We start from the raw sequence: 14,545 nt of genomic DNA on the forward strand, positions 1-14,545 counted from the left end.
AAGCCGACAGTCGCGCGACTATCGGCTTGAGCGCTGGCAATGCAGCGCAAAACAATACTCCCAACCGGCTGCCCTGCCCCGGCAACAGCCGGAGCAAAACCGCTAGCCTCCCAGGTAGGCTTCCTTGACTTTGGGGTTTTCAAGCAGCTCTTGCCCAGAACCTTCAAGCACCACGCGCCCAACTTCAAGAATGTAGGCGTAGTGCGCCACCGAGAGGGCCGCAAAGGCGTTTTGCTCAACCAGCAGCACGGTTTTGCCCTCTTCGTTGATGCGCTTGACGATGTCGAAAATTTCACGCACCAGCAGCGGGGCAAGGCCCAGCGAGGGTTCGTCGAGCATGAGCAGGTCAGGACGGCTCATAAGAGCACGCCCCACAGCCAGCATCTGCTGTTCACCGCCAGAGAGCGTGCCGCCCTTCTGCCAGCTGCGTTCCTTGAGCCGGGGAAACAGGCTGTAGACCCACTCGATATCGTGGGCTATCTCGGCCTTGTCGCTGCGCGAGTAAGCGCCAAGGTGCAGGTTTTCCTCTACCGTCAGATGGGGCAGTATGCGCCGCCCTTCCGGAGAAAGCGAGATACCCTTGCGCACCATGTCTTCCGGCTTGAGCCCCATGAGCGAAACCGGAGCATCGCCCTCGTGACGGGTCAGCAGAATGTCGCCGCTGATGGTTTTATTCAGGCCGGCAATGGAGCGGATAATACTGCTCTTGCCCGCGCCGTTGGCCCCGATAAGCGTCACAATGCTGCCGCGCGGGATATTCAGGCTAATGCCCTGGACGGCCTGGATGCCGCCGTAGCGCACGTGGAGATTACGAATTTCAAGCATGATGCACCCTGTCCATATCTGTCGGTCTGCTTCGGGAACAGATTCCCGTTGCCAGTCTTTTTGCTGCGCCCTGCCGCACGGTTTCGCCCCGCTGGGCGGCATTACGGCGCAGCCGATAGCGGGCATGCGGAGCCGTACGCCCCGCAGCCCGGCCCACGGTTATATAGCTTTTTCCATTGAGGCGTCCTCGCCAAGATAGGCGCGGATAACCACAGGGTTGTTGCGTATGGCTTCCGGATTGCCTTCAGCGATAAGAGCGCCGTACTCCATAACCCAGATGTACTGGCACACGCCCATGACCACCTTCATATCGTGCTCGATGAGCAGGATGGTGAGGCCGAATTCATCACGGATATGACCAATAAAATGCATGAGCTCAAGGCTTTCCTGCGGGTTCATGCCTGCAGCTGGCTCGTCGAGCAGCAAAAGTTTGGGCTCGGTGGCCAGGGCGCGGGCAATTTCGAGCCTGCGTTGCGCGCCGTAGGGCAGGCTGCCAGCCTGATCATCAAGGTTGGCGCTCAGGTTCACCCTATCTGCCAGCTGCTTGCTTTTTTCAACAATGGCGGCTTCTTCTTTATAAAACGCTGGTATGCCCAGAGGAGCCATCCACCAGGGGCAGTGCCTGCGCACGTGACAACCTACCATGATGTTTTCGAGCACGGTCATCTGCTGCGAAAGGCGGATATTCTGAAACGTGCGGGCCATGCCCAGGTTGCAGATTTGCGCGGGGCCAAGCCCCTTGACGCTCTTGCCGCCAAAAATCACGTCGCCTTCCTGAGGGGTGTAAAAACCGCTCAGCACGTTAAAGGCTGTGGTTTTGCCCGCGCCGTTGGGGCCGATAATGCCCGCAATGGAGCCCTTGGGCAAGGCAATGGAAAGATCGCTCACGGCGGTAACGCCGCCAAAACGCATGGTTACGTCTTTGGCCAGCAGCAGTGCGCCCTCGTAATTGGGGGCCTTGGGCAGAATGAACTCGCTCATGCCTTGCCCCTCCTGAAGAATGCACCAATAGTTTTCCAGGTCAGCTCCCTGGTTCCCATGATGCCCTCACGCCGGTAAAGAATAATTGCCAGCAGCACCAGCGAAAACACCACCATGCGCATGCCGGGGATGCCGGGAATTTCGATGAACCCCAGATTTATGGGTTCTTCAATGGCGCGCAGCCATTCAAGCAGGATGGTGATGACCGTAGCGCCCAGCAGGCTGCCCGTCAGTGAACCAAGACCGCCAGCCACAACGAACATGAGCACGTTGAAGGTCAGCAGAAAGTTGAACATTTTTGGGTCGATGGTCGAAAGGTGCGTACCCAGCAGCGCCCCGCCCACACCGGCAAAAAACGCGCCGATGCAGAACGAGAGCACCTTGTAGCGAAACACGTTGATGCCCATGACCCGGGCGGCAATTTCGTTATCGCGTATACAGCGCAGCACGTTGCCGAAATTGCTGAATATCAGCCGCGACAGCACAATGAGCGTAAACAGCGTCCAGATATAACACGAGAGCAGGTCCGCATGCCCGGGAATACCCTTGATGCCCAGCGAACCGTTGGTCACCGAGGTGGCGTTGACAATGATGACGCGGATGATTTCGGCAAAACCCAGGGTGGCTATGCCAAGATAGTCGTCGCCGAGGCGCAGCACGGGCACGGCGATGATAAAGGCAAAGATGGTGGCCACCAGCCCGCCAGCCAGCACCGAAACCCAAAAAGGCGTGAACAGCTCAGAAAAAGGCCAGATGATGGGTTCGAGAATCCACATCATCTCTTTTTGCTCGGGGTTCAGGATGCACAGGGCCGATACATACGCGCCGATGGCGATAAAACCTGCGTGCCCCAGCGAAAAAAGACCGGTGAAGCCGTAGATGAGATTGAGCGAAAGCGCCAGGATCGCGTTGATGAAGATGAGCTTGGCGATATAAATCTGATAATCGCCGAGAAAACTTTCTGCCTGGGAGAGCACTAGGCCAAACAGCAGCATGACCATGATGCTCAGAAGTGTGCTTCTGTTCAGGCGCATTAGATCTTCTCCTCCATTCGCTCGCCCAGCAGACCCGTGGGCTTGAACAGCAGCACAAGCACCAGCAGCACAAAGGCAAAGGCGTCTCGATAACCGGAAAGCTCAGGCATAAAGGCCACTGTCATGATTTCTACAAAGCCCAGGGCAACGCCGCCGATAACCGCGCCCTGGATGGAGCCGATGCCGCCAAACACTGCGGCGATAAAGGCCTTGAGGCCCGGCATGATGCCCATGTAGGGGTGCACCTGCGGGTAGCGCAGGGCCCACATGATGCCCGAGGCCGCCGCCAGCGCGGAACCAATGCCAAAGGTAAGGGCAATAATGTTGTCCACGCGCACGCCAAGCAGCCGCGTTGTTTCAATATCTTTTGAAATGGCGCGCATGGCGAGGCCGGGCTTGGTGCGGTAAACCACGTACAGCAGAATGCCCACAAGCACGATGGTCATAGCGGGCACAAAGGCCGTGAGGGGCAGAATGCGTATGCCGCCAAGCTGCCATTCGGAAACCAGCCACTCCGGCTGCAGTACGGGGCGGGGCTGACCGGTAAAGATAACCACGGCAAGGCTTTCAATAAAAAACGACACGGCAATGGCGCTGATAAGCGCCGAAATTCTGGGGGCATCGCGCAGGGGTCTGTAGGCTATCCTTTCCACAAGGATGCCGAGCACGCTGGCGCCCAAAACGGCGACCACAGCGGCTACGCCCCAGGGCCAGCCGAAGGCGAATGTGCCAAAAAAGACAAAGTACGCGCCTAGCATCAAAATATCGCCGTGGGCAAAGTTGATCAGGCGCAGGATGCCGTAAACCATGGTGTAGCCGATGGCGATTAGCGCATACAGCGACCCAAGGGTCAGGGCGTTGAAACAGTGCTGCAAAAACATGTCAAGGCTCATGGGCCACCTCAGCGCCTCGCAACGGACAAAAGGCCACAACAGGCCCCCTCCGCCCGAACAGCGGCAAAAAAAGGAAAAAAGCGCCCCGCGGCGATTCCCGCCGCGGGGCTGATCAGATGCTAATTTATTTGGGGGTTACTTCGCCCACATAAACGCGCTTGCCATCCTTGTATTCAATGATGCCCACGGGCATTTCAGCGTCATGGGTCTTGTTGATGGTCAGCAGGCCCAGAGCGGTGGGCAGATCCTTGGTTTCCGCAAGAGCCTTGGCAATGGCCTTGGGGTCGGCGGAATTGGCGCGCTTGATGGCGTCAAGGATCAGGAAGTAGGTGTTGTAACCAAGAGCGCCGTTAACGTTGGTTTCCTTGTCAGGATAGGCGGCCTTCCAGGCTTCGGTGAAGCGCTTGGCGGCGGGGCTCATGTTGGGCATGGCCGGGTCGTAAGGGAAGGTGGTGTGCAGGAAGCCCTCGGCAGCCTTGCCGCCGAGCTTGAGGGTGTCGGGGTTGTCCATGGCGTCTGCGCCCATGAGGCGGAACTTGGCGCCAAGCTCGCGGGCCTGCTTCATGATGATGGCGCCTTCGGCGAAGTACGCGGGCATGAAGACGATGTCAGGCTTTTTGGCGATAAGTTCGGTCAGCTGGGCGGTAAAGTCCTGATCGCCGGAGCTGTACTTGAGGGTGGCCACAATTTCGCCGCCGAGCTTCTTGAAGTCGCGGGTAAAGAAGCTGGAGAGGCCCACAGCGTAGTCGCTGGTCATGTCCATGAGCACGGCGGCCTTGCGGAAGCCGAGGGTTTCATAGGCATAGGTAGCGGCAGCGGCGCCCTGGTAGGGGTCGATGAAGCAGGCGCGGAAGTAGTACTTCTTGCCCTGGGTCACGAGGGGGTTGGTGCACGAGGTGCCCACGCCGGGCACGGCGGCCTTTTCGGCCACTTCTGCGCCGGCCATGGCCAGCGAGGAGCCGTAGGTGCCGATGAGGGCAACGACCTTGTCGCGTTCCACAAGGCGCTTCACGGCGTTGGCCGATTCGACCTTGTCGGACTTGTTGTCGACCACCACCAGCTCAACGGGGCGATCAAGAACCTTGGGCATTTCCTTCTGTGCAAGACGCACGCCCTCAAGTTCGAGCTGGCCGCCAAAGGCATTCTGCCCGGTCAGGGGAAGGTACACGCCAATTTTGATGGGGGTGGCATCGGCGGCAAGCGCCTGGCCGGCAACGCCGAAGGTCAGCGCCAGACCAGCCAGCGCGGCAAGAAATTTACCCAGTTTCATCCTAACCCTCCAAAGGTTGTGCGTTCAGAGCGGCCTTCCACAAGTATGGCCGGTCGCTCCATACTATAGCCGAGTTGCCTTCAGGCTGCAATTGCAATTAGCTGCCCCTGCGGCAACTCACAGACAACATGCGGCATAACGCGCAAAAAGTCGCGCGTCCGGCCTTGAGAATCTGTCCCACTCCGCCGTCAGTGCCAGCCCGGGGACAATGGCCCTGACAACGGGAATGTCAAAATCCTTTCTGGTCAAATCCACATACAGAGGACTTCTGCCGTGCGCCGCAAGCACCGACTCAAGCAGCCGACGATTGGCGCGGGGGGAGGGCAGGCTGTAATCCGGCAAGTCCTCTAACACACGAACGGGCAGTCCGGCTAGTCCTGATCCCGAGGGATGCGGGGGCTTGCCCTGAGATGTTGAATACGGCCAGGGCGTTTCTGTCAGCGCGGCCAGCGCGGCGCGCGCGCCGCACAGGTTTGCGCCCGTGGCCCTTGCGACCGATCCGTCGCGCCCGGTCACAAAGCACTGATACACGGGCAGCCCCAGCTCGGTGGTCAGATCCTGAAACTGCACCCGGATGCCGCAGGCTGCGTAATCGTCAAGCAGCGACTGCACCAGCTTGTCGTTGCTGCGCAGGGTAAAGCAGCGCGTGCGGCTGTAGGGGGTGGTAGCCTCGGCGTCGCGCTCGGCAACTTCCGTCAGAGCCGCCACCACGGCTTCGTCCATCATATTGCCCGACGCAAGCCCGGTGGAGCCGCCAGCCAGAAACAGAGCCTGCTCGTCAAGGTTGCAGAACAAAAAAACAGCCTGTGCAGGAACCAGCACCGGAGAGCCCGACACGTCGCTGGCGGCGAGCCAGTGCAGCGGCGCATTCTGATAGGGGGCCTCAAGGGGCAGCAAATTGGGGTCCAGCGCAGCCCTGCCCTGCTCCACCAGCTCCGAAAATCTGGCCACCGTCAGGGGCAGATCAGATTTGCGGTTCAACACCATCCCTGCGCAGGCGTCAGCGTCTTTTACACAATTGCAGGGGCCAACGCTCACATAGGCGCTTGCCCGCTCCACAATTTCCATGGCGTACGAGGCCCTGGCCCCTGCCAGCGAAAGCCCGCGCCCGTAGGCCGTCGCCTTGCCCTTAAGGGTGTGGCGCACCGCGCCGCTCTGCACCGCAATATCCACCTGCCAGCTCCGCAGCAGGGCAATAGGCGAAAGCGAGGCCTCATGGCGCATCTCCGGACCGTCAACAACACCGCTTTCCATCAGGGCGTCCATGGCGCGCAGATAGGTCTCCTGCGCTGGCGGGCGCTGCCACGGGTCCCAATTCTGCGCCGTGAGCGCCTGGTGCTGCCGCGCAAGGGCATCGGCGTGCGCCGCCATGCGCCTGCCCACGGCGTCGAGCGCTTCGGCGCTAAAAAGCGGCCCTATGCCCGCCTCGTCCAGCCGGGGCAAGGTATGGTGATCGCAGATATTGGCGCGAAAAAGAGCGCTCCAGGCGGCTGCGGTTGCATGATCAGGCAGAGTCGCGGCCCTGAGGTACACTGCGGGGCTGTACGCGGCCAGACGCGCCGCCGCGTCAGCCGGAAGCCCCCCGCCCTGCCGCGAGGTTTCACCCCCAAGCAGGGCGCACTCGGCCAGCAGGGCCGCCAGTACGGGCCGGGCAAACACGTCGTCTGCCGCATCGTAGCAGCTGACCGCAAGCGCGCGCCGCTCATCCTGCGGTTTGCCCGCCAGCTGCCGCAACAGATGCAGATGCAAAAAATCGTCCATGGGTGCTGCCTCGAGCCGGGCAAGAGCCTGCTCAAAGCTCAACGCGAGAGGCGGGATACACGAAAAATAGCCCGTTGTGGCCTGGGTCTGCTCATGAGTGTAGGCATAATCCAGCACCGTCAGCTCACTGTTTGTGCGTGCCGGATGCGCAGAACTGTTGTCTTTCATACCTTCCCCGGTCTTGAGGCGCTCATGCGAGCTGTCCTTGTCGGAGCCGCGCGGCGTTTATATTCCTACAAAAGCGCTCAGAAACTCCATAAAAAAAAGCGGGCCGACATGCGACCCGCCCAAAAAAAGGAAGCCCTCCCAAGAGAGGGCTTCCACAAAGGCATATTAACGCTTGGAGTACTGGTACCGGGCGCGGGCAGCACGCAGACCGTACTTTTTACGTTCTTTCTTACGGGCGTCGCGGGTAAGAAAGCCAGCTTTCTTCAGCATGGGGCGCAGGGCCGGGTCAACCAGAAGCAGCGCACGGGAAATGCCGTGGCGCACGGCTTCGGCCTGCCCGGTGACGCCGCCGCCGGCAACATTGATGCGGATGTCAAACTTGTCGGCCAGCTTGGCAAGCACCAGAGGCTGACGGATGATCATCTGCAGGGTCTTGCGAGGAAAATAATCCTCGAAGCTGCGCCCGTTAACCGTGATGCCGCCGGAACCGGCGTAAAGTCGGGTACGGGCCGTGGCGGTCTTGCGGCGGCCTGTGCCGTATTCAAATTTCTCGCTCATGGCTCTTTACTCCTTAATGCGGCAGCGTCAGCGGCTGGGGATTCTGGGCCGTATGCGGATGTTCGGACCCGGCGTAAATCTTCAGTTTCTTCAGCATGGCGCGGCCCAGACGATTCTTGGGCAGCATGCCTCGCACCGCAGCGGTAAGCACGCGGGCGGGCTTGTCGGCCAGCATGTCGCCGAGTTGGGTGGTCTTGAGGCCGCCCACCCAGCCAGAGTGCCGGTAGTACTTTTTGTCGGTCAATTTTTTGCCGGTAACTTTAATCTTTTCGCAGTTTACAACCACGATAAAGTCACCGTTATCCATATGGGGAGCGAATTCGGGCTTGTGCTTGCCGCGCAGGCGGTGGGCTATCTGGCTGGCCAGACGGCCGAGCACCTGATCCTGAGCGTCAACCACGAACCATTCACGGTTGATGTCTTTGGGGGTGGGGCTGAACGTCTTCATCGGAGTGACTCCTCACATCTGCAAATATCAGCGGCCGTTAGGCAGCAAAAAGATCCATTGCGCGATGTGCCGTCGAACGGGGGTGACGACAATATCGCAGTAAAGGCAGCTTCAATACTATAAACACCAAAAGCTGTCAAGCATTCCACCCCTCAAAGAGATGAAAAACCGACCAGTCTGGCGCGCACAGCGCAGGGATATGGCAGATTGCAGTGCCGCCGCCAGCAGGCGCGCCCAGACAAGAGCGCGGCCTCTCGCGCCGTGGCCACAGATCGGCACATTCCCGGCATCAGTGTTGAAGCCCTTGAGCTTTACCTCACTCCCTTCTATAGTGCAAACTGTTTTTTTGCGCAGTCATTTTCTGGGAGGGATTGCATGCCCGTAATTCGCAAGAACCTGCTCCAGCTCATTTTTTCCGGCGCGTATCTGCTGCGCTGGAACGACAAGCTGCGGCCCGTAGAGCTGCTTGAAACCGACAAACAGGCCCATAAAATGTTGCTCGCCTGCGTATTGTGGCACGAAAATTCGCGCCACATGCCAGACCCCCAGCGCGTGGCCCTTGCCACGGAAGTTATCGAGGGCGGCCTGTTCGACTATTTTTACCGCCTCATCATCACCGACGTTAAGCCGCCCATCTACTATAAAATCAAGGAAAACCCCGAGCAGTTCCGCCAGCTGACAGCGCATGTGCTCGACAAGCTGGAACCGGCCCTTGCCCCGCTTGGTCCCTTTTGGGAGCGCATGCGCCAGTGGCACGCCAGCCCCGACGACGATACCCCTGCCCGCCGTATTCTCACCGCCGCCCACCTCTTTGCCTCGCAGTGGGAATTCAAGCTCATCGAACCGCTCAACGCCCCCTTTGACGATGAAATGGGCGACATCGGCCAGTCGTTTCCTGACCGGCTCGATACGTTTGCCGAGCTGCACGGCCTTGCCGCCATGCGCACGCCCGGCACGGCCCTGTCCCGACTGGCCAACCTGTGCGGGCAGCTGCGCTTTCAGGTGCGCTGGACGCAGGCCCCGCGTATCCCGGCCACGTCTGTCCTCGGCCACATGTTTATTGTCGCAAGTTACGCCTACTTTTTCAGTCTTGCGGTCAACGCCTGCCCGGCGCGGGCCAACAACAACTTTTTTTGCGGTCTGTTCCACGACCTGCCCGAGGTGCTCACTCGCGACATCATCTCGCCGGTCAAGCAATCCATCTCGGACCTGCCAAAAATTATCAAGGAATACGAAGATAAAGAGCTTGAGCGGAGGGTTTTTGGCCCTCTGCGACACGAGGGCTTTACCTCGCTGGTTGAACGTATTGAATACTATCTGGGTGCTGCCGTGGGCTCCGAATTTCAGGAATGCGTGCGCGAAAACGGCGTTGCCCGCGCGGTTGACGGCTATCAGGCTCTTGCGGCCTGCAACCATAACGAGATGGACCCCAAGGACGGGCAACTGGTAAAGGTTTGCGACAATCTGGCGGCTTTTATTGAGGCCCACAGCTCCATACGCAACGGCGTGTCCTCCCCGCACCTGCTGGAAGCCTGCGTGCGCCTGCAGACGCGCCTGCGCGAAAATTCACCCAACGGGCTGGGGCTCGACGCCCTGCTTGCCGACTTTGACTAACACCACAACGCCATGAAAATTTTACCCCGCTCTCTCAAGGCACTGCCGCTTCTGGCGGTGATGACGGCCCTGGCCTGCCTGCTTGCCGCCAGCCCCCGGCCCTGTTTTGCGCTTGCCATTTCCAAAGGGCTGCCCTTTTACGCGCAGGACATGGAATTCTACTACGAGCACCACCGTGTGGAGGCCCTGCCCGGGATATTGCGCACGTTTGACGCGCAGGGGGTGCTGCGCGACAGCCTCAAACAGATTATGCTGGCTGCGTTTATTGGGCAGGTGCTGCGCGACGACCCGGCCGCGCGCCAGCGCATCTTGCCGCCCGCCCCGACCCTGAGCCGCGATGGGCGGCGCACGCTGGCCTGGGCGGCCCATTTTGCCCGGCTGCCTGACGAGGCGGCCCTGCTCGCCAATCTGCTGCAGCCCTCGGACAACCTGTTGCTCGACCAGATACGCCGCAGCCCCAGCCCGGTGACCAGCTGGGATATCTATTCCGAAAAATCCGTTCTGCAGATGTATTGGGCGGCGTTTATGGCCTCTGGCAGCAACGAATTTCTTGATGTCATCATTCGTGCGGCCCTGCACTATGCCCGCCTCAACGCCGAGGGTTTGCGCAATGACGATACGTTTTCGGCAAGTGCCGCTGCGGCGGCCTCGCTGTATGAATTCTCTCCCCGTCACGCGGCCGTCAAAAAACGCGTCGAGCAATTTTTGCAAAAGGCTTCTGGCCCGGAAGCCGAAACACTGCGCATCATCCTGCGCAAGTAGCGGAGCACGCAAACGGCACGGCAGGGCTGACATGCAGAAATTGCCGAGACGGGCGGGCATGATTGAAAAATGGGACAGACAGGATGGCCGCCGGGGCAGCTCCCCCTCTGCCAGCAGGGCTGAAACGCAAACCGGGCACGGGGCTGACAGTCGGCCGGTATAATCAAGCAGGCAAACCACATACCGGCTGGCAGCGCTACTGCAAGCGCACCAAAAGGCTCCACCCCTTGCGGGATGGAGCCTTTTATCATCGAGACAGGCGGCCGGGCCGCCCCGCTCTAGCCTTTTTTCATGTGTTCGATCAGGTCGATGAGGCTTTTCGCCTGCGCGCGCAGCGAACCAAGCTCCTGCATGGCAACCTGCATGGATTGCGCGGTGCTGGCGGCAATATGGTTAACGTCGGCTATGGACCGGTTTATTTCCTCGCTGGTGGCGGACTGCTGCTCGCTGGCTGCGGCGATGGCCCGCACCTCGTCGGCGGTCTGCTCCACCATGATCACAATCTCTTTAAGGGCCTCGCCAGACTTGTTGGAGTAGTCCGTGGCGGCGGCAACATTGTCAACGGACTTTTCCACCTGCTGGATGCTCTGCCCGGCGCTCTGCTGGATAGCCGCAATGGCGTTGCCCACGTCGGTGGTGGAAGACATGGTTTTTTCCGCCAGTTTGCGCACTTCGTCCGCCACAACGGCAAAGCCGCGTCCGGCGTCGCCCGCGCGGGCGGCCTCGATGGCGGCGTTGAGCGCCAGTAGGTTGGTCTGGTCGGCGATGTCTGAAATAACACCCATAATCTGGTTGATGGCCTTGGCATGGTCATCGAGCTGGGTCATGCCCTCCTTGAGCGCTTGCGACTGGCGTTGCACTTCCTGAATGCCCGTCACAGCCCTTGAAACGATCTCGGAGCCTACTTCTGCCTTGCGCTTGGCGGCATTGGAGATATCCGATGCGCCGCCAGCATTTTTTGCTACCTCAAGCACGGTTGAATTCATTTCTTCCATGGCGGTGGCGGTTTCTGCCAGACGGCTCGCGGCATGGTCAAGCGCTCCGCCGGTGCTTTCGACCTGCTCGGCAATATCGTTGATGGAGGCGTTGAGCTGCTCCACCACGTTTTCTATCTGGTCGGCGGCGCTCATCATACCTTCGTGCTTGGCCTGCTCGGCCATGGCCTGTGCGGCGCGGGCATCTTCCATGGCGGCCTTGGCCTCTTCACCCATTTTGCGGGCTTCTTCAGCCTTTTCGCTGGCCTCAAGCACGAGCTTGCGCAGGTTGGTTTCCATCGTGCGCAACGAATCGGCCAGATGCCCCATATCGTCGCGGCTGTGCACTTCAAGCTGCGCCTCGGTATCACCCCCGGCTATGGCCTGGGCGTACGCGGTAATTTTGCGCACCGGCGCGCTGACCTTGAGCCCTAAAACAAGGGATAAAATCAGCTGAAAAACAAGCAGCCCAACGCCAATCCAGACAGAGTTGCTGATGGCCGTCTTTTCAAGCCGTTGCAGCTGGTCAATGGGCATGCCCACAAACCACATGCCCACAATCTTGTTGTTGGCGTCCTTTACCGGCCAGTAAGCCGAATTGTAATCCACGCCCAAAATGTTGTTGTGCGCAAATACGGTTTCGCCCCGCTGCAGCACCGCCGCTAGTATCTCCGGCGCCTGCAGTTTTGTGCCCACAGCCCGGTTGCCGTCATCCTTCAGGATGGTGGTCATTACACGGGTGTCGCCCTTGAAGATGGTGACGTTAACGCCCGATATGCTCTTGAGCCAGTCAAGATAGGCAGGGGCCACCAGCGACGTGCCGATGGAAACGCTGCCCACAAGCTTGCCCTCGTGCATTACCGGGTAACTGGCGCGGATGGTAAAGGGAACCTCGGTGCCAGCAACAACGGCAACAGCTGGGGAACCCTTGAGGGCCATGGCCACTGTTTCCTGATTTGTGACGCTGTCGCCGTGCTTTTTGGAATGCCCGCGTGCGATGACCATACCTTTTTCATCAGTAATGGTCATAAAGTCCGACCCGGCCTTTTTCATCAACACGATGCCGATTCGGGACGCCGCTTCGGTATCTTTTTCCGCCACGGCCTTATTAAAATCATCGTTTTCTGCAATAAGGTCAGCGCATTGCAAAAAATTTTGCGAAGTTGTTTCGTTGGCAGCGCTGATAACATGCTGCATCCTTGTGATGCCCCTGTTCAGTTCGTCTTCAATCGGAACTTTCATGAAATGGATTGAGACAAAAAGCACAACACCACAGCATGTGATCAGCGCACCAAAAAGCGACCCGACATATGTGTGCGCAATAGTCCAACGCATGCCCTTCTCCTTGCCAAGAACGTATACCACCAAATTTTACCGTGTCACAGTGCCCGTCGCTGGATGGGGAAAGCCAACAGCAGGCGTACAACCCTCCCCGAGCAACCCAGCCATCGGTTGCAGGGGCATATGTGCGGAACAAAAAACAGTATATCCTCATAGAGCATTAACGACTTGAATAAAAAAAAGAATAGGGCAGTCAGCGACATTTATTACAGGAAAATAATTTTTTATTCATAAAAACGATAATATCATATATACAAAAACAGTAACAGATATGCCAGTTGGGTCAATGGGTTTTATCCATCAGATGCGGATACTTAAATTTAAATCTGTATAAATCCGGTTTGTTATGAGCAGTTAAATTTCGATAGTTTGTGATTTTTTTTTCAATCACTCCATTTTTCCCTTGCGGCAACTACGCTGCACGACGACAAAAAAATTCGCAACCGTACGGCGAGCTGCAAAAAAACAACGGAAAAGGCCTGCTTCTGCCCCGCAATTGCAGCCATCGTCGCAAGCGGAGCAGAAGCAGGCCCATGAACAGCCAAAATAAAAAAAACTACTCTGACAGTTTGTGGCGTACCTGGCGGCACAACCCCATAAGGGCATCGTATTCGTGCCGCAACAGTCCGGCGCGGCTGAACAGCCGCCGCCACGGCATAAGAAAATAATCGGGGTTGTCGCCGTGCAGATAATCAAGACGCAACAGCATGTCTTTAAGCGATTCCATGAGCCGCTCCTGCTCCGCCGCCGTCGCCACCCGGCCGCCGCGCGGCGTATCCGCTGGCCTTTCGCCGTGCTGCAGGGCGCGCACGGCATTGGCGCAGGCATAGCTGAGCAGCAGCACCGCCTGGGCAAGATTGAGCGAGCTGGCCGCCGGGTCGGTAGGGATGGTCACCAGCCGGTGGCAGTGCATGATCTCGTCGTTATTGAGGCCACGGTCTTCCGGCCCAAAAACCAAGGAGACGCGCTCGCCGTTTGCCATGGCGACAGCGGCCTCGCGCGCGGCCTGCTCGGGCGAGAGCAACGCCTGCCGCCAGCCGCCTGTGCGTGCGGTGGTTCCAAATACCAGAGAGCAAGGGGCCACGGCCTGCTCGACATTTTCATGCACTTCAACGGCATCGAGCAGATTCTGTCCCTTGGGCGTGGCGAGGGGGCGGGCTTTTTCCCTGTCCCACCGCTCGGGGTCCACCAGGCGCAACGTGGGGCAGCCCATGTTGACGCAGGCGCGCGCCGCCATGCCGATATTTTCGGGAAAGCGCGTTTTTACCAATACAATTTCAAGGTTTTGCAACAGCATTATCAACCTCAGCACAGGCCCCGCAGCAGGTTCAGGAGCACCTGCGTGGAGGCATCGGGAGAAAGAACCGGGGGCAAGCCAGACGGCATCTTGGGCCAGATGCGCCCTGCGGCCAGAGCCAGCATGGCTCCGCCAGCGCCGCACTTGCACACCGTGCCCAAAAAACGGCCCATCATGGCGCCAAAGGCGGCATCCAGCGCTTCGCGCAGCGGGCGGCCTTTAAGGCGCTCAACGGCAAAGCAGCCTGTCCATGCGCCCGCGAGCGCGCCAATGAGCGCCCCAAGCCCAAAAAACAGCGGGGCAAGCAGTATGGCCCCCGCTATGGCCCCAACCATACCCGCAAAAGTGCCGGAAGAGCTGGAGCCATAGCGTTTGGCCTTGAGTATCTGCATGCCCATTTCCAGAGCTTCGCCCACCAGGGCAATGCCCACCATCATGATCCAGAACCACATATCCATGGAGGCCGTGCCCGGATGCACCACCTTCCACAACGCCACAAGCCCCAGCAGCACCCAGTTGGCGGGCAGCCCAAAAATATTGAGCAGCAGCACAAAGCACAGCAGCGTTATGAACGCCCCGGCGAGCATAGAGGCCAGGGGAAAAGGCAGAAAATCCATGC

Annotated in this window: 13 protein-coding genes; 2 read left to right on the forward strand and 11 right to left on the reverse strand. The window is 59.1% G+C overall.

Annotated elements, in window-relative coordinates:
* Positions 1-102: 102 nt before the first annotated feature.
* The 8 genes from DDIC_RS08205 to rplM form a co-directional block, all read right to left on the reverse strand.
* A complete protein-coding gene (locus DDIC_RS08205; protein ID WP_136399986.1) occupies positions 103-825 on the reverse strand; it encodes an ABC transporter ATP-binding protein in 723 nt (240 codons plus the stop codon).
* Positions 826-984: 159 nt separating this feature from the next.
* The gene (locus tag DDIC_RS08210; RefSeq protein ID WP_136399987.1) at positions 985-1,806 is read right to left on the reverse strand and encodes an ABC transporter ATP-binding protein; all 822 of its coding nucleotides are present in this window, start codon (positions 1,804-1,806) and stop codon (positions 985-987) included.
* Positions 1,803-2,840: a branched-chain amino acid ABC transporter permease gene (locus tag DDIC_RS08215; protein ID WP_136399988.1), complete on the reverse strand. Its 1,038-nt coding sequence runs from the start codon at positions 2,838-2,840 to the stop codon at positions 1,803-1,805. The genes DDIC_RS08210 and DDIC_RS08215 overlap by 4 nt, the downstream gene beginning before the upstream one ends.
* The gene (locus DDIC_RS08220; RefSeq protein ID WP_136399989.1) at positions 2,840-3,733 is read right to left on the reverse strand and encodes a branched-chain amino acid ABC transporter permease; all 894 of its coding nucleotides are present in this window, start codon (positions 3,731-3,733) and stop codon (positions 2,840-2,842) included. Before DDIC_RS08220 ends, DDIC_RS08215 begins: the two co-directional genes overlap by 1 nt.
* Before the next feature lie 124 nt (positions 3,734-3,857).
* The gene (locus tag DDIC_RS08225; RefSeq protein ID WP_136399990.1) at positions 3,858-5,003 is read right to left on the reverse strand and encodes an ABC transporter substrate-binding protein; all 1,146 of its coding nucleotides are present in this window, start codon (positions 5,001-5,003) and stop codon (positions 3,858-3,860) included.
* Between the two features lie 117 nt (positions 5,004-5,120).
* Complete coding sequence (locus tag DDIC_RS08230; protein ID WP_136399991.1) at positions 5,121-6,932, reverse strand: YcaO-like family protein; 1,812 nt, start codon at positions 6,930-6,932, stop codon at positions 5,121-5,123.
* A 165-nt stretch (positions 6,933-7,097) separates the two neighbouring features.
* On the reverse strand, positions 7,098-7,490 hold the full coding sequence (gene rpsI, locus DDIC_RS08235) for a 30S ribosomal protein S9 (RefSeq protein ID WP_136399992.1): 393 nt from the start codon (positions 7,488-7,490) through the stop codon (positions 7,098-7,100).
* Positions 7,491-7,503: 13 nt separating this feature from the next.
* Positions 7,504-7,938, reverse strand: a complete 435-nt coding sequence (gene rplM / locus DDIC_RS08240; protein WP_136399993.1) for a 50S ribosomal protein L13 — start codon at positions 7,936-7,938, stop codon at positions 7,504-7,506.
* Positions 7,939-8,313: 375 nt separating this feature from the next.
* Between rplM and DDIC_RS08245 the strand changes: the two genes are divergently transcribed.
* A complete protein-coding gene (locus DDIC_RS08245) occupies positions 8,314-9,552 on the forward strand; it encodes an HD domain-containing protein (protein WP_136399994.1) in 1,239 nt (412 codons plus the stop codon).
* 12 nt (positions 9,553-9,564) lie between these two features.
* Positions 9,565-10,314 carry a translation initiation factor 2 gene (locus DDIC_RS08250; RefSeq protein WP_136399995.1) on the forward strand — a complete coding sequence of 250 codons (750 nt, stop codon included), beginning with the start codon at positions 9,565-9,567 and terminating at the stop codon, positions 10,312-10,314.
* Between the two features lie 278 nt (positions 10,315-10,592).
* Here the strand turns inward: DDIC_RS08250 and DDIC_RS08255 are convergent, their stop codons facing one another.
* From DDIC_RS08255 to DDIC_RS08265, 3 genes are all read right to left on the reverse strand, one after another.
* On the reverse strand, positions 10,593-12,623 hold the full coding sequence (locus DDIC_RS08255) for a methyl-accepting chemotaxis protein (protein ID WP_136399996.1): 2,031 nt from the start codon (positions 12,621-12,623) through the stop codon (positions 10,593-10,595).
* 562 nt (positions 12,624-13,185) lie between these two features.
* The gene (locus DDIC_RS08260; RefSeq protein WP_136399997.1) at positions 13,186-13,926 is read right to left on the reverse strand and encodes an RNA methyltransferase; all 741 of its coding nucleotides are present in this window, start codon (positions 13,924-13,926) and stop codon (positions 13,186-13,188) included.
* 8 nt (positions 13,927-13,934) lie between these two features.
* Positions 13,935-14,543, reverse strand: a complete 609-nt coding sequence (locus DDIC_RS08265) for a DUF456 domain-containing protein (RefSeq protein ID WP_136399998.1) — start codon at positions 14,541-14,543, stop codon at positions 13,935-13,937.
* Positions 14,544-14,545 lie beyond the last annotated feature (2 nt).

Origin of the sequence: Desulfovibrio desulfuricans (genome assembly GCF_004801255.1) — a bacterium.
In the GTDB taxonomy this organism is placed as follows: Bacteria; Desulfobacterota; Desulfovibrionia; order Desulfovibrionales; family Desulfovibrionaceae; genus Desulfovibrio; species Desulfovibrio desulfuricans_C.

Bases quoted from the DNA above. Each gene is read 5' to 3' on its own strand.
- DDIC_RS08205 (WP_136399986.1), bottom strand. From the start codon at position 825: ATGCTTGAAATTCGTAATCTCCACGTGCGCTACGGCGGCATCCAGGCC.
- DDIC_RS08210 (WP_136399987.1), bottom strand. From the start codon at position 1,806: ATGAGCGAGTTCATTCTGCCCAAGGCCCCCAATTACGAGGGCGCACTG.
- DDIC_RS08215 (WP_136399988.1), bottom strand. From the start codon at position 2,840: ATGCGCCTGAACAGAAGCACACTTCTGAGCATCATGGTCATGCTGCTG.
- DDIC_RS08220 (WP_136399989.1), bottom strand. From the start codon at position 3,733: ATGAGCCTTGACATGTTTTTGCAGCACTGTTTCAACGCCCTGACCCTT.
- DDIC_RS08225 (WP_136399990.1), bottom strand. From the start codon at position 5,003: ATGAAACTGGGTAAATTTCTTGCCGCGCTGGCTGGTCTGGCGCTGACC.
- DDIC_RS08230 (WP_136399991.1), bottom strand. From the start codon at position 6,932: ATGAAAGACAACAGTTCTGCGCATCCGGCACGCACAAACAGTGAGCTG.
- rpsI (WP_136399992.1), bottom strand. From the start codon at position 7,490: ATGAGCGAGAAATTTGAATACGGCACAGGCCGCCGCAAGACCGCCACG.
- rplM (WP_136399993.1), bottom strand. From the start codon at position 7,938: ATGAAGACGTTCAGCCCCACCCCCAAAGACATCAACCGTGAATGGTTC.
- DDIC_RS08245 (WP_136399994.1), top strand. From the start codon at position 8,314: ATGCCCGTAATTCGCAAGAACCTGCTCCAGCTCATTTTTTCCGGCGCG.
- DDIC_RS08250 (WP_136399995.1), top strand. From the start codon at position 9,565: ATGAAAATTTTACCCCGCTCTCTCAAGGCACTGCCGCTTCTGGCGGTG.
- DDIC_RS08255 (WP_136399996.1), bottom strand. From the start codon at position 12,623: ATGCGTTGGACTATTGCGCACACATATGTCGGGTCGCTTTTTGGTGCG.
- DDIC_RS08260 (WP_136399997.1), bottom strand. From the start codon at position 13,926: ATGCTGTTGCAAAACCTTGAAATTGTATTGGTAAAAACGCGCTTTCCC.
- DDIC_RS08265 (WP_136399998.1), bottom strand. From the start codon at position 14,543: ATGGATTTTCTGCCTTTTCCCCTGGCCTCTATGCTCGCCGGGGCGTTC.